The sequence below is a fragment of the Croceivirga lutea genome, assembly GCF_014235875.1.
Taxonomy (GTDB): Bacteria; Bacteroidota; Bacteroidia; order Flavobacteriales; family Flavobacteriaceae; genus Croceivirga; species Croceivirga lutea.
The window spans coordinates 11,987-32,846 of record NZ_JACJUK010000001.1; the positions used below are offsets into that span (position 1 = coordinate 11,987).

Here is a 20,860-nt window from a genome sequence, read left to right on the forward strand (position 1 = left end):
GTATGATAAAGCGGTTTTTAGTATTGTCTTTAGGGCTTATTTTTAGTTGCATACAAGCTCAAGTTCAGCCTATTAAATTAGATTCTGTTGTAGTTGAAGCTACACGGCTAAAAACAGTAAAAAATGAGTCTCCTTCTTCAATAACAGTAAAATCATTTGCTTTAGAGAGAGAGAACATGCAGCAACTTACGCTGAATAACTATTTACAAGGCGTTCCAGGGTTGTTTATTCAAAATAGCAACAATTTTGCTCAAGATTCTAGAATTTCAATAAGAGGTTTTGGGTCAAGGTCAGCTTTTGGTATTAGAGGAGTAAAGTTGATTGTAGATGGTATTCCAGAAACTACTCCAGATGGTCAAGGCCAAATAGATAATTTGGGTTTAGGACTCATACAAAATGTTGAGATTTTAAGGGGTGCTTCTTCAGCACTTTATGGTAATGCCTCTGGCGGAGTTATAAGCATTTCTACTTTAGGTAATTTTGAAAACGATTTTCTTACCCTTTCTTCGGGAATAGGGAGCTTTGGTTTTCAAAATTATCAAGCTTTAGGGGGTCTTAAAAATGATAAGCTTGAGACGGTATTGTTTCTGAATAGAACGGTTTCAGACGGCTATCGCGAGCACAGCAAATTTGAAACCAATCAATTTAATTTAAAATCAAAAAGGGCTATATCAAATACTTCAAATTTAATCGTTCAACTGAATTATACAGATAGTCCTATTGCAGAAGACGCAGGCGGAATTACCGCTGAGGATGTTGCTAATGATAGAAGACAAGCTAGAGATAGAAATCTTGACTTTAATGCAAGTGAAGCCGTAAATCAATTAAAAACAGGATTAGCTTTTCAATGGCAAAAAACAGATATTGAATTCAATAGTTTTGGGTATTATTCCTATCGTGATTTTGAAAACTATCTTCCGTTTGAAAATGGGGGCGCAGTAGATTTAGTTCGAAATTATTGGGGGCATGGGTCCAACCTCAGTTTTTATCCTTTAAAGCGTAAAGAAGAGATTTCTTTTCAAGTTGGATATGAGCTGGCTTTACAAAATGATAGACGTACACGATACAATAACTTACTGGGCAACAGAGGTGAAGTTAGTCTTCAGCAAAACGAAATTTTTCAAAACTTTGGTGCCTTTGTTTTGGCAAAATCTCAATTGGGAAGCTTTAATTTTTCTGGCGGGTTACGTTTTGATGCGAACAAACTTAAAGCAGAAGACAATTTTTTATTAGATGGTAATGCCTCAGATAAACTTAATCTCAATACACTAAATCCAAGTATTGGGGTGCGCTACGCACTAACCAAAGCACATTCATTTTTTTCTAATTTCTCCACCAGTTTTGAAACGCCTGTATTAAGTGAGTTAAGTGCAAATCCTACAAATCAAGGTGGGTTTAATCAAGAGCTATCAGAGCAAACCGCTTCTAATTTTGAATTAGGCTATAGTTTTACAAATGCTAAAATTGCTATAGATGCTACCGTATTTTCAATTAAAACAAAAGGCGATATTGTTCCATTTGAATTGGAAGCTTTTCCAGAAAGAACCTTTTATAGAAATGCAGGAGAAACCAAGAGAATTGGTCTAGAACTAGAAAATACGGTTTACCTAAGTCCTAAGCTAAAACTAAATTCAAGTTACAGTTGGTCAAAATTTACCTATGAGGAATATGAACTCCCAAACGGAAGTTTTAATGACAACAAACTACCAGGTATACCTGAACATCTTTTTAATGTACAAGGCATTTATACTACAGACACGAATTTCATTGTAGTAGTAAACACGCAGTATAGAGGTTCTTTTTATGCCAATGATGCTAACACTATTGAAGAAGGTGGAGTTTTTTTGGTAAGCTCTAATATTTCTAAAGCCTTTGTTTTTACGGGTTTCAAATTGAAGCCCTATATAGGCGTCAACAATCTTTTAGACCAAAAGTATAGTGATAATGTTCGTATTAATGCTTTTGGTAATAGGTATTTTGAACCAGCAGCCGGCATTAACTTGTATGCGGGTTTACGCTTGTTATTTTAAATGAAACAGGAATTACTTCATTTCCATCAATAGTTACCCTTAGAAATTTTCAATTTTGGGGTGAACAAAAAAAGAAAACTATGAATAGCGACACTTTAGAAGGAAAATGGAAACAAATTAAAGGTGAGTTTAAGCAAAAATATGGCTCACTAACAGATAATGATGTTACCTATACCGAAGGTAAATTTGATGAAATGGTAGGTAAACTACAAGAGAAAACAGGTAAAACCAAGGAAGAAATAAAAAGTGAAATAGATAATTGGTAATACCAATAAATAATAAAAAAGGGAGGCATTTGCCTCCCTTTTTTTTGCTCAAGTAGTTATTTATTCTTTTTCGATAGTAGCACTATCTGCTTCTTGTATTTTTACAAAATCAGAAGGGGTTTTCAAAAACATGGCTTTTTTATGCGTAAGCAACACTGGGTGAGCTAGTATTAACGGATTTTTACTTAGCATGGTTAGCCAGTCGTTCTTTTCTAAATCTACATTATCTTCTTTATAATTTGACGTAAAGTCAGGATGTTCTTGATTGACCATGTGTGAAGCATCTACTGAAAGGTCTTTACAAATTTCGGCCCACTGGGTTGGGGTTACCGTGTCTTTAGAAATGTCTATAAGTTGTACCTTCTTGTCACTACTTTTTACAAAACCTACAGCTTGTTTGCCAATAGAATCCTTAGAATTGTAATATAATTGTATCATGTTTTTATGTTTTGAAATTACGCCCATTTTGTACGATTTAGTTTAAAGGTACGTGGTAAAAAGGTTTAGAATTAAGTCAAATGAATTGATTATTTGCTCTTTTGCTTTTAAGCGTTTAAAACAGTTATTATTATTAACTATGGGTTGTTAGTTATTACTTATAAAACCCCTGTAAGGTTCCTATCAAAAACCCTACTTTTGTTATAGCAAATATTCATAGAAATACGTGTTATGTCTGAACAAATAGAAAGATTAAAAACAGTTATAATAGGTTCTGGTCCAGCGGGTTATACCGCTGCAATTTATGCATCTAGAGCAGATTTAAGACCAGTTTTATATACCGGAATGGAACCGGGAGGCCAATTAACAACAACTACTGAGGTTGACAACTTTCCTGGTTACCCAGAAGGGATAGATGGCCCAAGCATGATGGTGCAGTTACAGCAACAAGCTGAGCGTTTTGGAACAGAGGTGCGTATAGGTATGGTAACCACTACAGAATTAAGTGATGAAGTTGGAGGTATTCACAAACTTACCATTGACGATAGTAAGGTTATTGAAGCAGAGACGGTAATTATTTCTACAGGCGCGTCGGCAAAATATTTAGGTTTACCTAGTGAACAACGCTTGCGTGGTGGTGGTGTTTCTGCATGTGCAGTATGTGATGGTTTCTTTTATAAAGGACAAGAGGTTGCTATTGTTGGAGCAGGGGATACAGCCGCTGAAGAAGCTTCATACTTAGCAAATATCTGTAAAAAGGTAACAATGTTAGTTCGTAAAGACCATATGCGCGCTTCAAAAGCTATGCAGCATAGAGTAAATAGTTTACCAAACATTGAAATAAAATACAATACAGAGGTAGATGAAGTTTTAGGTGAGCAGGTAGTAGAAGGTTTACGCATGGTTAACAATCAAACAGGTGAAAAAGAAGAAATAGCCATTACAGGGTTATTTATTGCAATTGGTCACAAACCAAATACTGATATTTTTAAAGGCCAGTTAGAAATGGACGATGTAGGGTATATTATTACCAAACCAGATTCTACAAAAACAAACAAACCTGGAGTATTCGCAAGTGGTGATGCCCAAGATAAAATATACAGACAAGCAATTACAGCTGCAGGTACAGGCTGTATGGCAGCCTTAGATGCCGAACGTTATTTAGCAGAAGTCGGCTCTGTAGAGGAAGCCACTGCAAGATGGGATTAATAAAAAAGCCGCTTAAAGCGGCTTTTTTTAATCTATACGTTTATAGTTTTCAGAAAAAGTTCGATTTCCTTCTTCATCATAACTTATCTGACTGTAATTTTTAGCATTCAAATCTAGCTCAAATTTAAATAGTCTTAAGGTGTCTAAAGCTTTCATCATTTCGGCATCGCCATACTCAATAGTTTCAATTAAATGACCATCTTCAATTTCATATGAACCATAGCCGAACCTACCATTTGGTTCCCCAGGAACATATCTAGACCACATTATTTTACCGTTGTAATACATTTTTACCTGTCTGTAGCCTTCGTCTTTTTCTACAGTGTCAGAAATATTTATACCATCATCATAATTATAAAAACTAACCAATTCCCAAGTACCCTCTATAGAGTTAAAAGAATCTGAAGAAGCATCGGTCTCCATTGTAGTTGCACCAACTAACAACAAGACCAAAAATAAGAGTGCGAAAATTTTTTTCATTTTGCTATAAATTTTGGTTCGTGTTGAATATTTCTATAAAAGGTACGAATAATTTTGAAGATATGTTAAAATAATACTACAAATATTATCAAATTAAAAATGCCTTTAGTAGCCAACTAAAGGCATTTTAAGGTTGGTTAACACAATGAAAATTATTGTTTTCTCACACTCCCAGAAACCGATTTTGATTTTTGAACACTTGGGTCTCCTGAGTACGAAATATCTGCTCCGCTACTAGCATCGGCTATGAGACTTTCGATAACATTAACATCGATATCTGCGCCACTACTTGCATTGGCATCGCATGTTCTTGCTTCTAACCCTCTAGCTCTAATATCTGAACCACTGCTTGCGTCTGCATAAAAACTATCTGTTTTACCACTTAGTTTAATGTCTGCTCCGCTGCTACAATTGGCGTTAATTTCCTCCGCGGAAACCTCTGCTTCAATGTCAGAACCACTAGAAGCTTCAATATGTAATCTTTCAGCTGAAATTACATTCTGACCAAGTAAATCAGCTCCACTAGAGCTTTCTAAGGCGGTAACTCTTGGTAAAGACACGTATACATTTTTTGTAGCTCTTCCAATATTTTCTGTGGTATGAATTTTTAATCGACCGTTGTTAATATCAGTTTCAATTAGGTCAATTACATTTTCATCTGCTTCAACCACAATTTTAAATTCATCGTCTTGAGTTACAAAAACATCTAGACCTTCAGAAGCATAAACTTCTGTAAAATCTTCAGTTACTGTTCTAGTTTCTTCGGTAACTTGACCGTTACCTTGTTTGCCTGAGCCAAAATTTACATCAAACATACAAGATGATGCAAATAATGACATGATGATGGCTACGGCTATTCTCGCTAATGTTGTCATGATGTTTGTTTTAATTGATTGATTAAATGTATTTTAAAAGATTGTTGTTTTGAATTAATTCGTACTCAATTGTTGAATTTAGCTTCTCAATTGTCATCGTCGTTGTCTTTAGCTTTAACCTGAATACCATTTTCATCTATTTTAAGTATTACAGATTCGCCATCATCCTTTACGTCAATATCAATTCCGTTTTCCCCGATTTTAACGTGCCCATTTTCTTCACCAACATTAATATCAATGCCATTTTCATCAATTTTGAAGTTGCCTTCCATTTCAGGGTCATCAGGGCAGTCTAGACATTCTAAAATGCCATCGCTGCCCATGACCCACTGGTAATCAACTATTTCACTTCTGTAATAATCTTTATTATTTTTTGTACCTCTGCCCATGTGTCCTTTAAGACTTCTACCAAAATCTACTACAGTACCTGCTGGTATATAAACTTCTGCACGTATTTCTTGATTTCTCATTTTAGCATCCTTAGGTGTAGTTAAAAAATCATTGAAAAGCAGCGTACCATTGGCATAAGTATATTCATATTGAATTTTATCTGAACGATTGCGAGCTTCTTCAAATGAAGAACCGTCAGCATCCTTCTTTACTTTTACTTGTAGTAAACTATCCTTAGCAAGTTTTAAATCTAGTCTTACATTGTCAGAATAGATTATAGGTTCGCCTTCATCGGTATACACAAGCTCTAAGTCGTCAAAAGACATACTGTTTTCAAAATCTAGATAGTCAGCACTTTGCATACCAATAACTAAAGTGTCTTGTGGTTGTAACTGCACAAGTTCTTTAGTGTCAGTAGTAGTGCCCGTGTAAGCAAACGCCATAGATTGTTTAACTCCAAAAAATACCAGTAAGGTAATAGCAACTAACCAAAGGCCTAACAAGCTATATTTTGCCACATTACCAATAGATTTTAAGTTGTTTACAAGAATTTTAAGTCCCAAATAGAGTACAAAAAAGAATGGAATACCAACAGCAAAAAACACTAATATTGAAACCAGCCAAACAGGTGCCGCAGTGGTATTCACAATATCGTAAAAGTCAACACCTGGTAGGTTTACTGCTTTAAATATACCAATGGTAAATAAGCTTATAAATAAGCCTAAAAGTGCAGCAGCACCGGTTAGAATCATTACAATTCCAATGAATTTGCCAAACACTTTAAATAGGAACATAAAAATATCACCAATGGTGTCGAAAAAAGTTCTGGAGCTGCTTTTAACTTGATCACCTACTTTTTGGTAATCAACGTTTTTTACTTTGTCGGCAACATCAACAAACCCCTCTTTTACTTTGCGTTCTATATTGCTGATGTTGACGGGCTCTCCCCGCATATCTAATTTTTGGCTCGTAGTTGCTGCTTCAGGAACTAGAATCCATAGAATTATGTAAACCAATAACCAAAAGCCCGAGGTTACTATTGCTAAAAAGATAAATATTAAACGTATCCAAAGGGCATCTACCCCTAAATAGTGTTCTAAACCAGAACAAACCCCACTAATAAATTTGTGGTCAATATCTCTATACAGTTTTTTTCCTTTTTTTGGAGCTTCTGACCGTGGTCTTGGTGCATCTTCAAAGATATCTTCGTCTACCATGTAATCTTCTGGTTGCCCCATAATATTAATAACATGGTCAACTTCGATTTGCGTGATTACTTGGCGCTCGTGCTCCATTTTTTCAGAAAACAATTCTGCAATACGAGCTTCAATATCTGTAAGTATCTCTTCGCTGCCAGCGGTACCTGAAAAGGACCTTTTAATGGCTTCTAGATATAGCCTTAATTTGTTATACGCTTCTTCATCTATATGAAAGAAGGTATTTGCCAAATTTATATTTACTGTCTTGTTCATTTTCTGTTGATGTCTTAATTGTTGTTGGTTACCAGATTTACTGCATTCCTTAGTTCATCCCAAGTACCGTTAAGTTCTTTTAAAAATAACTGTCCGGTTTCTGTTAGGGCGTAATATTTTCTTGGTGGTCCAGAGGTTGACTCCTCCCATCTGTAGTTTAAAAGTCCGGCATTTTTTAACCTTGTTAATAAAGGATAAATAGTGCCTTCAACCACAAGCATTTTAGCGTCTTTAAGAGCTCCTAAAATTTCAGAAGCGTATTTGTCATCATCTTTTAAAATAGACAAAATACAGTATTCTAGAACCCCCTTGCGCATTTGTGCTTTTGTGTTTTCTATATTCATAACTTCATGGTTCTTATATAATTAACTGTTCGTTTTTTGAACGTGATGTTCTTTTTGTTTCCGCCGCTCCCTTCTTGATTAGAGAAGGGAGTGGAAACTAGGTTGATTGATTGATGATTGATTGATGATTGTTTTTTGATTGATGAATAAACGCCTACTTCATAGTAATTACTTTATAAATTTTATAGTGATTGGATACTCAAAATACTCACCTTCATTAGTTCTCAGAGTTGCTAGAATGGTATAAACTAGATTTATAATAGTTAATGCAGCGTGCACTAAACCAGCTATACCAGCAGGCCAAAAGAATCTATTAAACGGAAAATCATTACTATCCCAATGAATATTGATATTATCCCAATCCCAGAAACCATTCCAACCACTATTTTGAAAAATATCTGGAAAATTTCCAATAAAAAAGGGAATGGTAATCATGCCAGCTAATAAGGAGTATAACAGCATGCTTATTTGAAAGTTTAATGCCTGTTTACCATTATAGTCAACAAACTTTAATTCATTTCTATTTGCTAACCATAATACCAAAGGCAGAATAAAATTACCTAGAGGTATAAAATACTTAGAGAGAGTTGAAGCGTGTATTATCGCTGATAAATTTCGTTCATGTTTGCTTAAAGTGGTTTCCATTTTTGATTGATGATTAATTGATTACCTACTAGCTTATGATGCAAATATATATCCAAAAACTAGTACTATGTAAAACAAAGTACTAAAAATTAACATAGTTTTAACAATGTAAAGATTTATAAAATTGGTTTATTTTAGCGAAAATTAAAGCAATTCAATGGCTACAAAACCTAGTAAATTCAATACGTTTACCTTTTTTAAATTACCTTCTGCTTGGTGGACGGGAGTACGATTAACACATTTAGATGAAAAAAAGGCAGTGACAACTGTGAAACATAAATGGGCGAATCAAAATCCGTTTAAAAGCATGTTTTGGGCTGTTCAAGGTATGGCTGCTGAGCTAAGTACAGGAGCAATGGTTATCGAACAAATAAGAGAAAGTGGAAAGAAAATTTCAATGCTTGTTCAAAACAACAACGCCAATTTTTCTAAAAAGGCAACAGGTAGAATTACGTTTACATGTGAAGATGGGCATTTAATTAAAGAAGCCATTGAACAAACTATAACAACTGGCGAAGGTCAGAAGTTTTGGATGAAATCAGTAGGCGTTAATGAAGACGGGGTTGTGGTATCCACTTTTAATTTTGAATGGACCATAAGACTAAAGCAATAAAACCATAGTTGTTTACTTCAATTATAGCAAAAGACCAATTTTATGGTCTTTTTTTTGTAACAAAAATTAAATTTTTACAACGTATTAGTATCACATTAAAATCAATCAAAAAATGAATGCACACGAAATAGACTATGATATTTACGGAGAAGAAATGCAATACGTTGAAATTGAGTTAGACCCTCAAGAGGCGGTAGTTGCAGAAGCCGGAAGCTTTATGATGATGGACAACGACATAAAAATGGATACCATTTTTGGCGATGGTTCAAATCAAGAATCTGGAGTTTTAGGTAAAATATTTTCGGCAGGTAAACGTATTCTAACCGGGGAGAGCTTATTTATGACTGCCTTTTTAAATATAGGTCAAGGTAAAAAGAAGGTGAGTTTTGCCTCTCCATATCCCGGTAAAATTGTACCCATAGATTTGTCTGAAAAAGGGGGTAAGTTTATTTGTCAGAAAGATGCTTTTTTATGTGCAGCAAAAGGGGTAACCGTAGGTATTGAATTTTCTAAACGATTAGGTAGAGGTTTATTTGGTGGCGAGGGCTTTATTATGCAAAAATTAGAAGGTGACGGAATGGCCTTTGTTCATGCAGGAGGCACGCTTGCTAGAAAAGACTTGGTAGCTGGTGAAGTATTAAAAGTAGATACCGGTTGTATTGTTGGTTTTTCACAAACCGTGGATTATAACATTGAGTTTATTGGAGGAATTAAGAACACTGTTTTTGGTGGTGAAGGTTTGTTTTTTGCAACGCTTCGTGGGCCCGGAACAGTTTATATTCAGTCATTACCATTTAGCAGATTGGCAGGTCGTGTTTGGGCAGCTGCTCCTAGAGGTGGAGGTAAAGACAAAGGTGAAGGTAGTATTTTAGGCGGTCTTGGAGATTTACTAGATGGCGATAACAGATTTTAAATAATTTTAAATAACAATTTCAAGGTTAGATTCCTATTTTAGGTTAATTAATCTAATCAATAGTGTATGAACTTTCAAAACCTGTTTAAATTCCTAGAAACTTTAAACAAAAACAATTCTAAAGCATGGATGGATACCAATAGAAAATGGTATCAAGAAGTTCGTACAGCGTTTATTCATTGGCTAGATGAACTCGATTTGAGGGTTGCTGAAATCGACCCAAATTATTATGCAACCCCAGGTAAAAAGGGAATAAATCGTATCAATAATAATTTGATGTTTCATCCCAACAAACCGGTTTACAAAGACCATTTTGGGGCGGGTTTAGATAAGGCGCCAAATTCAGCAGACTTTTATATAGAAATAGGCTTAAAACAATGTGTATTAGCGGGTGGCTTTTGGCGACCAGAACCTAAGATTTTAAGAAATATTAGAGATGGTATTGATTATAATGGTGAGGTTTTTAAAGACATATTGAATAAAAAATCTTTTAAATCAACATTTGGTGAACTCTACGAAGACGAAAAATTGAAAAACCCACCTAAAGGATTTAGCAAAGAACATGAACATATAGCATTGCTAAAGCATAAAACTTTCGCTGTTGTTCATGAGTTGTCTAAAGAAGAAGTTCTTGCTCCAAACTTTAATGAAAAGATAGTATCGGTTTACCAAGAAATGCTTCCTTTTAGGCGATATTTAAACGAGGCAGCAATGATTTAAAATTCACTATGAAAAACGAAAATATTAGACATATCAAAAAAACATTATTATCTGATAATTGGTATACACTTCATAAATATTCATTTGAATATCAAAAACCAGATGGTACTTGGGAAGAACAGCATAGAGAAGCTTATGATAGAGGTAACGGGGCTGGTATTTTATTATACAACAAAATAAAAGGCACTGTAATTTTAACGAAGCAATTTCGAATGCCAACTTATGTAAATGGTAATGAAGATGGTATGATGATAGAAGTTTGTGCAGGATTGTTAGATGGTGATAATCCTGAAGATTGTATACGAAAAGAAACCGAAGAAGAAACGGGTTATAAAATTGAAAATGTTAAACGCGTTTTTGAAACATACATGTCACCGGGGTCGGTAACAGAAATTCTATATCTATTTATAGGTGAATATCAAGATAAAATGAAGGTTAGTGATGGTGGTGGTGCAGCAAACGAAACGGAAAATATAGAAGTTCTGGAGTTGTCTTTTGAGAAAGCACTAAAAATGATTAAAACCCAGGAAATTAGAGACGCAAAAACCATATTGCTTTTGCAATGGGCACAGGTAAACAATCTTTTAAATTAATAACTATGCTATTAACAACAACAAATCAAATAGAAGGATATAAGGTAACCGAGTATATAGGAGTAGTTACTGGTGAAACTATAATTGGAGCTAATATTATCAAAGATGTATTTGCAACTATACGAGATGTAGTGGGCGGTCGTTCAGGGTCTTATGAAAAAGTTTTACGAGAAGCACGTGAAAATGCACTCCAAGAAATGTCTAGTAACGCGGCCAGTAAAGGAGCAAATGCCGTTATAGGCATTGATTTAGACTACGAAACCCTAGGTGCTAATGGAGGTATGATTATGGTTACCGCTTCGGGTACTGCAGTAAAATTTCAACAAGTTTAGTATGCATTGTGTAGTGCAACCAAGGTTTTGTGTAGAGTTGCCCTTATTTCTGCACTAGAACCGTTAAAATTAGTATTCATAAAACTAAAAAGTAACACTGAACCTTTTTTTGTTTTAAGATAACCACATAGGTTGTAAACATTACCCATGGAACCAGATTTGGCAAAAATAAAATAGTTGGTATTTGGTTCGGGCTTAAGCACCGTGCCGTTGGCATTCCAAGTAGGTAAAAGGTGGAAGAGCTCATTTTCAGGTACTTGGTTGTATAGCTTATTTAAAAGAGTAATAAAAAATTTAGGACTGGCTAGGTTATATCTAGAAAGTCCGGAACCATCTACCCAACGCAATTGCTTTTGTTCTTCTTTAAAATGTTCGTCCAGTATCTTAGATTTTATATTATTAAAACTTAGGGTGTCTGATAGTGTTGAAGAAGAGACTAAAAGCATTTGTTCAGCAGTAAAGTTATCACTCTCCCAAAGCATTTGTTTGTATATACTATCTGTTTCTTTACCATACAAAACGTTACTCAGTGGTGTAGAAGTTGTTGTTTCAACAACAGATTGTTTAGTTAAATTACTAAGCAAGTCTACGGTTAAGGTTGAAGAGGTTTTAAACGGTATTTGAAGTGTGTCTAACAAATTTGAATTGATATGGAATATATTTTGGTTTTCCTCACGTTTAGATTTGTTTTCTGTTCTTCGTACATTTTTATTAAAATAGGCAGGGCTCACCTCTAATGAATCTTTGGAGGAAAACTGAACTACGTTTCTATGTATTGGAAATGAAGTTAATTCTGGAGAAAAATAGTAGGAATAATCTTCCCAAGCCCAGCCGGGCATATATCTATTTCCTTCGTAATTAGACATATCAATGGAAACAACAGGAAATTTGCTCAAGAATTTTAGGGCAGTGCTATCTTTTAAATTCGGATTTAGAAAACTGGGATCACCAGTACCTTTTATAAATAAGGTATCACCAATAACCTCATAAAACATGGCAGGAATATATTTTTCTAAATAGTTTTTAGCGGTGAAAAAAGTAAGAAGTTTAAGGGTACTAGCCGGAATAAAATTTTTAGAACTATTGTAGTTGATTAGCGTGTCTGTTGATTTTTGGTCAACGACTAAAATTCCAGAATGGAAGTTCGTCTTGCGCTGCGTTTTAAGAACATCAGCAATAATTTTTTTATCCCTATTATTTTTAAGAGTTGAACAACTCGATACTAGAGCAAATGCTACTAAGATAAAGAGAAGGTTGTAGGTTTTATACTGATTTACAACAAGTTGTAAATTGCTTTTTATCGATTTTAACACAAATTTGCCTAGTTTTTAACTGCCAATTCTAACAAGATAAAGTTTTTTACGTTAACTTAGAAGAGCAATGTTCAACCTAAAACAAACAAATAAGTATGGCAAAATCAATGCTTGAGTACACCATTACTATTCTGCAAAAGGTTAGTTTTGATGCAAGATTGTTTATGAAAGAGGTGCGAAAGGCAAGTTCAAATTTACTTCCCAATGAAGTTGAAGAATTAAAAATCTGGTTACAAACCTATGTGCTAGATAAACCAGAATTACACTCCAGTTTAATTTATTTAAAAGTATAGATAACCGCCGAAAGGCGGTTTTTTATTTATTTACATTCTTTATTGTCAATATTCTGTAGATATTTTACCACAAAAAGGTACTTATATTCTTATATTTATAAGACAGTTCTCTTATCACCTACAAAAGCCTTGTTGAGGTTTCATCAACCTCTAGTTTTAATTTGTATGTAAATGGCCAACCAAAAAAATAGCTCTGATACTTATAAACAAAGTGTTCAGATTAATTCAAATGAAGAATTGCTTCAAAGCATCTACACTAATTCTCCGTTTGGTATAGCTCAATTAGATAGCTCAGGAAAATTCATACACATTAATTCAAAGTTTGAAGAGATTTCTGGATTTTCGTCAGCTTTTTTATTGGGTAAACCGTTGTGCTCAATTTTAGCTCCTTTTGAAAATAAATTTGAAGATGCAGCCATTTCATTTGCATTTGTACCTAATCAGTTTCAAGAAAAAGTTTTACAAAAAAAAGATAAAAAAGGTTTTAAGAGAGTTAGGCTAAGTGTTGTTAAAGAAACTAATAAATCAGGTTCTTTACACTTTTATGTAGTAACCATTTTACCCCTTTCAAGGCCAAGACAGAAGATTGTAACCATATCAGATAAATATAGTTGGTTAAGTGCTACATTTCAGAATGCCAATATAGGACTCTGTGTTACAGATTCTCACGGTAATATACTTACGGTTAATAATTGGGTTATAGATAAAATGCATTTTTCTTCTAGCGAGTTAAAGACATTGAATCTTAAAGACTTAATTTATAGTGAAGATTTACCATTAGGCTTTGAGAATTTTATGAAAATTCAAACCAAAAAAGTAAATAGTTACCAAATTGAATTACGTATAAATAAAAAAAACCAAGGGTATTTCTGGGCAAATACTTTTGCTTTCGGAGAAAAAAATAAAGATGGAGACATAGATAAAGTTTTCATTATAATCAAAGACGTTTCTGAAAACCAACGCTTAAAAGAGCAACAACAAAAACATGAAAATTTTCTAAGACTATTAATAGATAATTTACCTAATCATGTTTTTTGGAAAGATCGCAATAGTGTTTTTCAGGGCTGTAATAAAGCTTTTGCAAAATTTGTTGGGTTAGATTCAACAGCACAAATAATTGGTAAAACAGATTTTGACTTAATTCCAGATAAACAAATTGCTAATCACTACCTAGCGTATGATAGAAAAGTTATGGAGTCTGGAGAACCTGTATATAATCTAGAAGAGACAATAATTGGTGTTGATGGTATAGTTAGAAATAGTTTAACAACTAAATTACCTATAAGAGAGGGTAACAAAATAAATGGGGTCATTTGTTTTATAGTAGATATAACAGATGTAAAAACGGTATCTCTAGAGTTTGAAAAGCAAAAGAATTTTTTAACGCTTTTGCTTAACCACTTACCGTACCATGTTTTTTGGAAAGATAGAAATAGCATATTCTTAGGCAGTAATAAAGAATTTGCCTTGGAACGGGGTTTTAAATCAGTAGAAGACCTAGTTGGAAAATCAGAATTAGATATTGCTAAAACCCCAGAAGAGGGAATGCTCTATATGAATTTAGATAAAAAAGTAATTTCAACGGGTAAATCAATAGATAATATTGAGTATTCTTATTCTGATAATAATGGTCGAGAGAAATGGGCTTTATCAAATAAAATTCCAATTAAAGAAAATGGTATTGTAACCGGTATTTTAGGTTTCTGTATAGATATTACAGATTTAAAAATGGTCAGTAATGAGAACAAAAGACAAACAGACTTTTTAAATCTTTTAATAGCCAATATGCCAAATCAGGTATATTGGAAAAATACAAACAGGCAATTTTTAGGTTGTAATAAAGTATTTGCAGATTTATTGGAGTTAGACAGTCCTGAAGAAATTATTGGTAAATACGGTAAAGACATTCTTTCCAATCCCTATGATGGAGAGGTTTGCAAACTTACTGATGAAATGGTTTTAAACACAGGCCAACCTATTCTCAACTACGAAGAACATTACCTAAAAAATAACAGAGAGATTACGGTACTTACTAGTAAAATACCACTCAAAAGCTCTACAGGTGAAGTAACAGGTTTGCTAGGTATTTGTATTGATATAACAGAACGTAAATCCTATGAAAGTCAGTTAGAAGAAAGAAATTTTCAGCAACGTAAATTAAATGAAGAACTTACCATAGCAAAAGAGAAGGCAGAAGAAGTTAACCGTTTAAAAACAGAGTTTATAAATAACATGTCTCATGAGGTTAGAACACCTTTGAATAGCATTCTGGGCTTCGCAGAACTTATAAATGAAAATACAGGCAAGCAAGACATAAATCATTACATATCCATTATCAAGAATAGTGGTGAGCAGTTATTAAGTGTAATTGAAGATATTTTAGAAGTTTCAATTTTAGAAACTAAGATTGCTAGTTTAAACACAACAACTTTTAGTATACATGAATTTCTTGAAGAGCTATATAGAGTTTTCGCTCTTAAATGGAAAAAGAAAGAAGTAGATTTTATAATAGAGTTACCAGATAAAGAAGTCAACAGCAATCTTACAACCGATAAATTTAAGCTAAGAAAGATTTTAGAAAACCTCTTAGAAAATGCCCATAAATTTACGTCTAATGGTTATGTAAAAATAGGTTATAGATGCGTAGGTGATGAAAAAATACTGTTTGTTGAAGATACAGGAATAGGAATTGCTGCCGAACATCAAAATCATATATTTGAACGTTTTTCACAGGCAGACCAAGCTATATCTCAAAATTATGGCGGTTTAGGATTGGGTTTAGCAATAGCAAAAGAAAACGCAAGCCTGTTGAACGCCAAATTAACGTTGAAAAGCAACCTTGGAGAGGGAACCCTGTTTTTACTAAGTTTTAAAGATAATTTTAAGTAAAAAGACACCTTTTGGTCAGGAGCATAAAATGAAAGAGAACACCAAACCCTTATATAACCTTTTAATAGCAGAAGATGAAGAAATCAATTTCTATCTTTTAAAAACTTTTTTAAGTAAAATTGAAGAAGCAGATTTTAACTTAATTAGAGCTGAAAATGGAGAGGAAGCAGTAGAAATTTGTTTGTCAACTCCAGATTTAGATTTGATTTTAATGGACATTAAAATGCCTATTATGGATGGTTTTGAAGCAATAAAAGAAATACGACCCAAATATGCAGATTTACCAATTGTGGTACAAACCGCCTTTGTTACAGATTCTGATAAAGAAAAAGCTTTAGAAGTAGGGTGTACCGCCTTTGTTAGCAAACCACTCAAAAGAGAATTGCTTTGGGAAACCCTTAAAGAATTATTAGAGAAATAAAAGTTTATTTAATACTTACCGGACTTATAATTTTCACATCTTGAAATGTAATTGCCCCCCTAACCACACTAGAAATTACATCTTTTAACGCATCAATAATTTGAATTTTTAATTCATTTTTATGATATATCAAGCTAATTTCTCTTGCCGGAGACGGCGCCTTAAAATGCCTTAAATTCTTTTTCTTTTTTTCATCCAATTCTAACGTATTTAAAAAAGGTAAAAGGGTCATTCCCATTCCTTCATTAGAAAGGTTTACAAGCGTTTCAAAACTTCCACTTTCTATTTGAAAGTTATCTTCAAGCCTATTTTTAGTGGATGAGCACAAGTTAATTACACCATCTCTAAAGCAATGACCATCTTGTAGCAGCAAAATATCCTCAATAGCCAAATCATTTACCTCTAATTCTGGGTTTTGAGCCAATCTATGATTTGTAGGCACATAACCCACAAACGGTTCATAATATAACGGTCTCTCTTTGAGAAATTCAATTGATAACGGAGTAGCCGCAATACCAGCATCTAAATGACCATCCTGTAAATTTCGAATTAATTCGTCTGTATTTTGCTCTTTTATAACAAGTTTTACTTTAGGATATTTTTTTACGAAAGTTTGTAAAAACATTGGTAATAGTGTGGGCATTACAGTTGGTATTATTCCCAAAATAAATTCTCCGCCTACATAACCTTTATCTTGATCTACTATATCTTTAATACGTTCTGCTTCAGCCACTATATTTTTTGCTTGAGCCACTATTTTTTTACCAATTTCAGTAATAGAGATGGGTTTTTTACTTCTATCAAATATTAATATACCCAATTCATCTTCTAGCTTTTGAACTTGCATAGATAAGGTAGGTTGGGTAACAAAACTTTTTTCAGCTGCTAATGTGAAATTTTGATGCTCAGCAACTGCTAAAACATATTGTAATTGCGTAATAGTCATTTGATATAATTAGAGGTTATAAAGATATAAAAAGTATTGATAAAAACTATTAAAAATATAAAAACAATATATTAAATTTATATAAAATCTAATTAAATGAAAATAAATAGCATAGGATTAAACCCAGAGAAGTCTCAAGAACTAGCAGTAAATTTAAATAATTTGCTGGCTAATTTTCAGCAATATTACTTAAATCTACGCGGTATTCATTGGAATATTACAGGTAAACGTTTTTTTAATTTACACGAAAAATTTGAAGAGTTATATGTAGATGCAAATACTAAGGTAGATGAAATTGCGGAGCGTATTTTAACTTTAGGCGGTACACCACTGCATACCTTTGAAGATTATACCAAATCTTCTAAAGTGCCAGTAGGTAAGAATGTTACAAAAGATGAGGATGCCATTCAATTAATAGTAGAATCGCTTACACAGTTGCTTAAAATAGAAAGAAAAATATTTGAACTTACAGAAGAAGCTGCTGATGTAGGTACCAATTCTATGATGAGTGATTTTATCACTGAACAAGAAAAAACAGTTTGGATGATGAAAGCTTGGTTAACTGAGAAAATTTAATTAAAAAAAATCCCCGAGAAATCGGGGATTTTTTTAATTAATTAATTGATTGATTGATTGATGTTGTTTGTTTTTTAAAAGCGAATAGCAAATTCTAAATCTTCACCTGATACCTCAAATTTTGCAGTTTCAAAAGATGGTGGCCCCATGGTCATATCATTACCGCTCATACCATAACCTTCTTTTGGCATTCCGTTTGCTTCAAAATCCATTTTCTTATTATCATTAGCGTCATGCATAGCCATAATAGCATACGTTCCGTTTGGTACATTTTCAAAAACTAAGGTTACTTTACCATCTTCGATAACACTTTCTAGATTTTCTATACCGGCACCTTTCATAAAGGTTTCAGCCGTATGTATAGATGCCATTACTTTACCTTCATCTGAAGTTACGTTATCTATGGTAACAGTAATTGATGCACCCGTTGTCTCTTGTGCAGTAGCTATGGTAAAATTTAATGTTAAAGCAATAATTGTAATAAGTAGTGATTTCATTTTTGTGTTTTTAATTGTTATCAATGCCTCAAAATTGAGATATCTCGCCAACAAAAAATAAAATACTATACCCAATTGTTGAAAATAGATGATGAACTGTGCTAATCACACCATTTTAAGCGTACCGCTATTACATAATCTAGACCAAATTTACTTGAGCCAAACCATAACCCTAGCATACTAATGGCTGAAAATATAAAGTAAGGGATATAACTCCATGACCCATCATACTCTCTAAAAACTAGAATGGTAATTAGCTGTATTAAAAACACAAAAGAAGTTAATCGTATACAACAACCCAGTATAAAATTTACTGCAATGATGGTTTGCAGTACAACAAATAAAATGGCAAAGACTTCTGAATAGGTTTGAAAGATTCCACCAAATTCAGCTATTTGGTAGCTAGTATATTTAGATATTTCAAACAAATCTAAACTTGAATTACTCCATGGGAGACCAAATTTAGCAGGTACCCAATTCAATATTAAATACAGCCCTGTAAGTAATTGTGGTAACGAGGTTATTAAGTTCGCAAACCAATGAGTTAATTTGTAAGGAGTAGTTAGTGTCTTAACAATGTTTACCATAATTAAATTGAGTTAAAACCATAATCTTAACTCTAACTTACTATAATTTATTGTTAAAATGAAATAATAAGTATGTTAAAAAATAATTTGAAATCAATAAAAATAAAAATGAATGGTAATAATTGGGTATTGAAACGTTTTTCTAGAGTTCTAGTACGAGTTGTATATTACATCGTTCATATGGGGATTTTATACCATTAATTTCAACAAAACCCATTTTTCTATAAAGTTGAATTGCGGGTTTAAGAATAGTGTTACTTTCTATATATATTTTTTTTGCTCCCCTTTCTTTGGCTACATTTAAAATATGTTGCCCCAATTGTATTCCTACTTTTTTGCCTTGAGCTTTAGGCGTAACTCCCATTTTAGCTAATTCATAATCAAATTCGGTATCATTCATTTTAATTAAACCACAAACACCAACCACCTCATCATCTAAAAGAGCTATTGCAATATATCCACCTTTAGCTATTATATTTTCTTTAGGATGGTCTAACGCCTTAAAATCAGACGCTTCCATTTTAAAATATTCTTCAATCCAAGCTTGGTTTATTGCTTTAAACGCTGAAGCATATTTGGATTCAAAGGGTACTATTTTAACCTTTGTTATGCTCATTACTTTTCATTTTGTTGGCAATTGCTTTACTATGTGTAGATTTTATCTCTTCTAATTCTTCAATTATCTTTTGATGGTCTTCCCCTCTGGTTTGACTAAGTTTATAGGCCGCCTGTATTTCTTTAATTTCAATACTAAAACCAATAACTCCTTTTACTTGCCGCATTGTTCTAGTTGAAAATGTGTTTAAATCTATAGGTTCTTTTGCAAAGGATTCATAGTTTTCAACTAAGCGGTACATTGATGCCAAAGTTTCTTCCTCGGAAAGAATTTTTACAATTCCGTATACATGTACAGCAATATAATTCCATGTGGGTACTTCCTCTGTTTTATACCATGAAGAAGAAATATAATGATGTGGACCATTAAAAATGCACAACACCTCTTTACCATCTTTTAATGCGCTTGCCTGCGGATTAGCTTTTGCTACATGGCTTACCAAAAAGAATTTATTCTCTTCTTGTTCTTCTAGTTCTAGGGGTATGTGAGTACCCCATGGTTTACCATCAAATTGGTCTATAAGAATTCCGAAACTATTTTGTTTAATAAAGAGTTTTACTTCTTCAATATCTTCATTTTTGTAGTAATGTGGAATGTACATAGCTATGGTTTAAAAAATACCAATACAAAAGTGCATGAATTATTTAAGTATTACAGATTCTATTTTCTGCTCTACAATTTCACCTTCGTTTTTGAATACATAATAAGAATGATTTTCACTATCTAAAGAAATAGATGTATGCACTTCTTCATTAATAAAATGTATTGCCGAACGGTCGTCACAGGCATAACCATCAGAAAGTTTTCCTTCTAAAATGTTCTTATGATAAAGCGGTCTTCGCGTGGGTTCAGAATTGTAATGAGGACAATGGCTCTTATCTAAAAATGCCAAACACTTTACTATACTTAGATTTTTGGGTCTAGAATCTGTTGTGCCGCCGTTGGTCCAACATAAAGAGCCGGCACTACCACCACCCATAACTACACCTTTGGTATAGGCTTTTCTTAGTGCTTTGTCAATTTCTTGTGCTTTCCAAATTGCAAGCATATTTAAGGTGTTTCCGCCGCCAACGACAATGGCGTCCATGCTAGTTATTATTTCTTCGAATGATTGTTTTTGGTCATAAGAATTAATCCAAACACGTAGTATATGAGGTTGAACTTTTAAATGATTACAGACCTCGTAAAAACGTTTTATATATTCTTCATCATCCCCACTGGCTGTTGGAATAAAACAAATATTTGGGTTTATTTTACCAGTAGCTTTTGCCATATAATCTAAGAATGGAACTGTGTGTCTACCACTACCATAAATAAGTAACTGTCTTTTCACTAAAAAGAATTTATGGTAAGGTAAATAGAAAAATAACAATCCAGTCTATAGAATCTACAGTTCAGTAAT

Annotated in this window: 25 protein-coding genes; 12 read left to right on the plus strand and 13 right to left on the minus strand. The window is 33.3% G+C overall.

Translation table 11 applies throughout. From position 1 onward, the window contains the following. Positions 1-2 precede the first annotated feature (2 nt). Complete coding sequence (locus tag H5V42_RS00050; RefSeq protein WP_185781066.1) at positions 3-2,030, plus strand: TonB-dependent receptor family protein; 2,028 nt, start codon at positions 3-5, stop codon at positions 2,028-2,030. Between the two features lie 80 nt (positions 2,031-2,110). Next, positions 2,111-2,296: a CsbD family protein gene (locus H5V42_RS00055; protein WP_185781067.1), complete on the plus strand. Its 186-nt coding sequence runs from the start codon at positions 2,111-2,113 to the stop codon at positions 2,294-2,296. A 60-nt stretch (positions 2,297-2,356) separates the two neighbouring features. Here the strand turns inward: H5V42_RS00055 and H5V42_RS00060 are convergent, their stop codons facing one another. Then, positions 2,357-2,734, minus strand: a complete 378-nt coding sequence (locus tag H5V42_RS00060) for an arsenate reductase family protein (RefSeq protein WP_185781068.1) — start codon at positions 2,732-2,734, stop codon at positions 2,357-2,359. Positions 2,735-2,965: 231 nt separating this feature from the next. Here H5V42_RS00060 and trxB point away from each other — a divergent pair, with 231 nt between their 5' ends. Next, complete coding sequence (gene trxB / locus H5V42_RS00065) at positions 2,966-3,943, plus strand: thioredoxin-disulfide reductase (protein WP_185781069.1); 978 nt, start codon at positions 2,966-2,968, stop codon at positions 3,941-3,943. A gap of 27 nt (positions 3,944-3,970) precedes the next feature. Here the strand turns inward: trxB and H5V42_RS00070 are convergent, their stop codons facing one another. From H5V42_RS00070 to H5V42_RS00090, 5 genes are all read right to left on the minus strand, one after another. After that, a complete protein-coding gene (locus H5V42_RS00070; RefSeq protein ID WP_185781070.1) occupies positions 3,971-4,423 on the minus strand; it encodes a hypothetical protein in 453 nt (150 codons plus the stop codon). 152 nt (positions 4,424-4,575) lie between these two features. After that, positions 4,576-5,298: a head GIN domain-containing protein gene (locus H5V42_RS00075; protein WP_185781071.1), complete on the minus strand. Its 723-nt coding sequence runs from the start codon at positions 5,296-5,298 to the stop codon at positions 4,576-4,578. 86 nt (positions 5,299-5,384) lie between these two features. Then, complete coding sequence (locus tag H5V42_RS00080; protein WP_185781072.1) at positions 5,385-7,160, minus strand: PspC domain-containing protein; 1,776 nt, start codon at positions 7,158-7,160, stop codon at positions 5,385-5,387. A gap of 14 nt (positions 7,161-7,174) precedes the next feature. Beyond that, complete coding sequence (locus tag H5V42_RS00085) at positions 7,175-7,504, minus strand: PadR family transcriptional regulator (protein WP_185781073.1); 330 nt, start codon at positions 7,502-7,504, stop codon at positions 7,175-7,177. 168 nt (positions 7,505-7,672) lie between these two features. Further along, a complete protein-coding gene (locus tag H5V42_RS00090; protein WP_185781074.1) occupies positions 7,673-8,149 on the minus strand; it encodes a DUF4870 domain-containing protein in 477 nt (158 codons plus the stop codon). 157 nt (positions 8,150-8,306) lie between these two features. Here H5V42_RS00090 and H5V42_RS00095 point away from each other — a divergent pair, with 157 nt between their 5' ends. The 5 genes from H5V42_RS00095 to H5V42_RS00115 all read left to right on the plus strand — a co-directional run bounded on the left by H5V42_RS00095 (position 8,307) and on the right by H5V42_RS00115 (position 11,320). Next, the gene (locus H5V42_RS00095; protein ID WP_185781075.1) at positions 8,307-8,762 is read left to right on the plus strand and encodes a DUF4442 domain-containing protein; all 456 of its coding nucleotides are present in this window, start codon (positions 8,307-8,309) and stop codon (positions 8,760-8,762) included. A gap of 112 nt (positions 8,763-8,874) precedes the next feature. Further along, positions 8,875-9,675, plus strand: coding sequence for a TIGR00266 family protein (locus H5V42_RS00100; protein WP_185781076.1), 801 nt, complete (start codon positions 8,875-8,877; stop codon positions 9,673-9,675). A gap of 66 nt (positions 9,676-9,741) precedes the next feature. Further along, positions 9,742-10,395, plus strand: a complete 654-nt coding sequence (locus H5V42_RS00105) for a DUF2461 domain-containing protein (RefSeq protein WP_185781077.1) — start codon at positions 9,742-9,744, stop codon at positions 10,393-10,395. 8 nt (positions 10,396-10,403) lie between these two features. Then, a complete protein-coding gene (nudK, locus tag H5V42_RS00110) occupies positions 10,404-10,988 on the plus strand; it encodes a GDP-mannose pyrophosphatase NudK (RefSeq protein ID WP_185781078.1) in 585 nt (194 codons plus the stop codon). A gap of 5 nt (positions 10,989-10,993) precedes the next feature. Then, positions 10,994-11,320, plus strand: a complete 327-nt coding sequence (locus H5V42_RS00115; RefSeq protein ID WP_185781079.1) for a heavy metal-binding domain-containing protein — start codon at positions 10,994-10,996, stop codon at positions 11,318-11,320. Here the strand turns inward: H5V42_RS00115 and H5V42_RS00120 are convergent. Next, entirely contained in the window at positions 11,317-12,633 is a 1,317-nt protein-coding gene (locus H5V42_RS00120; RefSeq protein ID WP_185781080.1) for a D-alanyl-D-alanine carboxypeptidase, read from the minus strand. The two genes, H5V42_RS00115 and H5V42_RS00120, sit on opposite strands and share 4 nt — an antisense overlap. 95 nt (positions 12,634-12,728) lie before the next feature. On the opposite strand from H5V42_RS00120, the gene H5V42_RS00125 reads away from it, so the two are divergent. From H5V42_RS00125 to H5V42_RS00135, 3 genes are all read left to right on the plus strand, one after another. Continuing rightward, a complete protein-coding gene (locus H5V42_RS00125) occupies positions 12,729-12,926 on the plus strand; it encodes a hypothetical protein (RefSeq protein ID WP_185781081.1) in 198 nt (65 codons plus the stop codon). Between the two features lie 171 nt (positions 12,927-13,097). Next, complete coding sequence (locus H5V42_RS00130; RefSeq protein ID WP_185781082.1) at positions 13,098-15,815, plus strand: PAS domain S-box protein; 2,718 nt, start codon at positions 13,098-13,100, stop codon at positions 15,813-15,815. A 28-nt stretch (positions 15,816-15,843) separates the two neighbouring features. Next, positions 15,844-16,236: a response regulator gene (locus H5V42_RS00135; RefSeq protein ID WP_185781083.1), complete on the plus strand. Its 393-nt coding sequence runs from the start codon at positions 15,844-15,846 to the stop codon at positions 16,234-16,236. Between the two features lie 4 nt (positions 16,237-16,240). Here the strand turns inward: H5V42_RS00135 and H5V42_RS00140 are convergent, their stop codons facing one another. After that, positions 16,241-17,182, minus strand: coding sequence for a LysR substrate-binding domain-containing protein (locus H5V42_RS00140; RefSeq protein WP_185781084.1), 942 nt, complete (start codon positions 17,180-17,182; stop codon positions 16,241-16,243). 96 nt (positions 17,183-17,278) lie between these two features. Between H5V42_RS00140 and H5V42_RS00145 the strand changes: the two genes are divergently transcribed. Next, positions 17,279-17,758 (plus strand): Dps family protein, encoded by a 480-nt coding sequence (locus tag H5V42_RS00145; RefSeq protein ID WP_185781085.1) that lies wholly within the window; start codon positions 17,279-17,281, stop codon positions 17,756-17,758. Between the two features lie 74 nt (positions 17,759-17,832). On the opposite strand, the gene H5V42_RS00150 is transcribed toward H5V42_RS00145, so the two are convergent. The 5 genes from H5V42_RS00150 to H5V42_RS00170 form a co-directional block, all read right to left on the minus strand. Continuing rightward, complete coding sequence (locus H5V42_RS00150; RefSeq protein WP_185781086.1) at positions 17,833-18,255, minus strand: DUF2141 domain-containing protein; 423 nt, start codon at positions 18,253-18,255, stop codon at positions 17,833-17,835. Positions 18,256-18,356: 101 nt separating this feature from the next. Then, a complete protein-coding gene (locus tag H5V42_RS00155; protein WP_185781087.1) occupies positions 18,357-18,842 on the minus strand; it encodes a hypothetical protein in 486 nt (161 codons plus the stop codon). Between the two features lie 142 nt (positions 18,843-18,984). Further along, positions 18,985-19,458, minus strand: a complete 474-nt coding sequence (locus tag H5V42_RS00160) for a GNAT family N-acetyltransferase (protein WP_185781088.1) — start codon at positions 19,456-19,458, stop codon at positions 18,985-18,987. Continuing rightward, positions 19,439-20,059 carry an FMN-binding negative transcriptional regulator gene (locus H5V42_RS00165; protein ID WP_185781089.1) on the minus strand — a complete coding sequence of 207 codons (621 nt, stop codon included), beginning with the start codon at positions 20,057-20,059 and terminating at the stop codon, positions 19,439-19,441. The genes H5V42_RS00160 and H5V42_RS00165 overlap by 20 nt, the downstream gene beginning before the upstream one ends. A 39-nt stretch (positions 20,060-20,098) precedes the next feature. Continuing rightward, positions 20,099-20,791, minus strand: coding sequence for a Type 1 glutamine amidotransferase-like domain-containing protein (locus tag H5V42_RS00170; protein WP_185781090.1), 693 nt, complete (start codon positions 20,789-20,791; stop codon positions 20,099-20,101). Between the last annotated feature and the right edge of the window lie 69 nt (positions 20,792-20,860).

Coding starts and splice junctions, on each gene's coding strand:
- H5V42_RS00160 (WP_185781088.1), bottom strand. CDS start 19,458: ATGAGCATAACAAAGGTTAAAATAGTACCCTTTGAATCCAAATATGCT.
- H5V42_RS00165 (WP_185781089.1), bottom strand. CDS start 20,059: ATGTACATTCCACATTACTACAAAAATGAAGATATTGAAGAAGTAAAA.
- H5V42_RS00055 (WP_185781067.1), top strand. CDS start 2,111: ATGAATAGCGACACTTTAGAAGGAAAATGGAAACAAATTAAAGGTGAG.
- H5V42_RS00130 (WP_185781082.1), top strand. CDS start 13,098: ATGGCCAACCAAAAAAATAGCTCTGATACTTATAAACAAAGTGTTCAG.
- H5V42_RS00075 (WP_185781071.1), bottom strand. CDS start 5,298: ATGACAACATTAGCGAGAATAGCCGTAGCCATCATCATGTCATTATTT.
- H5V42_RS00060 (WP_185781068.1), bottom strand. CDS start 2,734: ATGATACAATTATATTACAATTCTAAGGATTCTATTGGCAAACAAGCT.
- H5V42_RS00095 (WP_185781075.1), top strand. CDS start 8,307: ATGGCTACAAAACCTAGTAAATTCAATACGTTTACCTTTTTTAAATTA.
- H5V42_RS00150 (WP_185781086.1), bottom strand. CDS start 18,255: ATGAAATCACTACTTATTACAATTATTGCTTTAACATTAAATTTTACC.
- nudK (WP_185781078.1), top strand. CDS start 10,404: ATGAAAAACGAAAATATTAGACATATCAAAAAAACATTATTATCTGAT.
- H5V42_RS00085 (WP_185781073.1), bottom strand. CDS start 7,504: ATGAATATAGAAAACACAAAAGCACAAATGCGCAAGGGGGTTCTAGAA.
- H5V42_RS00090 (WP_185781074.1), bottom strand. CDS start 8,149: ATGGAAACCACTTTAAGCAAACATGAACGAAATTTATCAGCGATAATA.
- H5V42_RS00070 (WP_185781070.1), bottom strand. CDS start 4,423: ATGAAAAAAATTTTCGCACTCTTATTTTTGGTCTTGTTGTTAGTTGGT.
- H5V42_RS00155 (WP_185781087.1), bottom strand. CDS start 18,842: ATGGTAAACATTGTTAAGACACTAACTACTCCTTACAAATTAACTCAT.
- H5V42_RS00140 (WP_185781084.1), bottom strand. CDS start 17,182: ATGACTATTACGCAATTACAATATGTTTTAGCAGTTGCTGAGCATCAA.
- H5V42_RS00105 (WP_185781077.1), top strand. CDS start 9,742: ATGAACTTTCAAAACCTGTTTAAATTCCTAGAAACTTTAAACAAAAAC.
- trxB (WP_185781069.1), top strand. CDS start 2,966: ATGTCTGAACAAATAGAAAGATTAAAAACAGTTATAATAGGTTCTGGT.
- H5V42_RS00135 (WP_185781083.1), top strand. CDS start 15,844: ATGAAAGAGAACACCAAACCCTTATATAACCTTTTAATAGCAGAAGAT.
- H5V42_RS00115 (WP_185781079.1), top strand. CDS start 10,994: ATGCTATTAACAACAACAAATCAAATAGAAGGATATAAGGTAACCGAG.
- H5V42_RS00050 (WP_185781066.1), top strand. CDS start 3: ATGATAAAGCGGTTTTTAGTATTGTCTTTAGGGCTTATTTTTAGTTGC.
- H5V42_RS00145 (WP_185781085.1), top strand. CDS start 17,279: ATGAAAATAAATAGCATAGGATTAAACCCAGAGAAGTCTCAAGAACTA.
- H5V42_RS00100 (WP_185781076.1), top strand. CDS start 8,875: ATGAATGCACACGAAATAGACTATGATATTTACGGAGAAGAAATGCAA.
- H5V42_RS00125 (WP_185781081.1), top strand. CDS start 12,729: ATGGCAAAATCAATGCTTGAGTACACCATTACTATTCTGCAAAAGGTT.
- H5V42_RS00080 (WP_185781072.1), bottom strand. CDS start 7,160: ATGAACAAGACAGTAAATATAAATTTGGCAAATACCTTCTTTCATATA.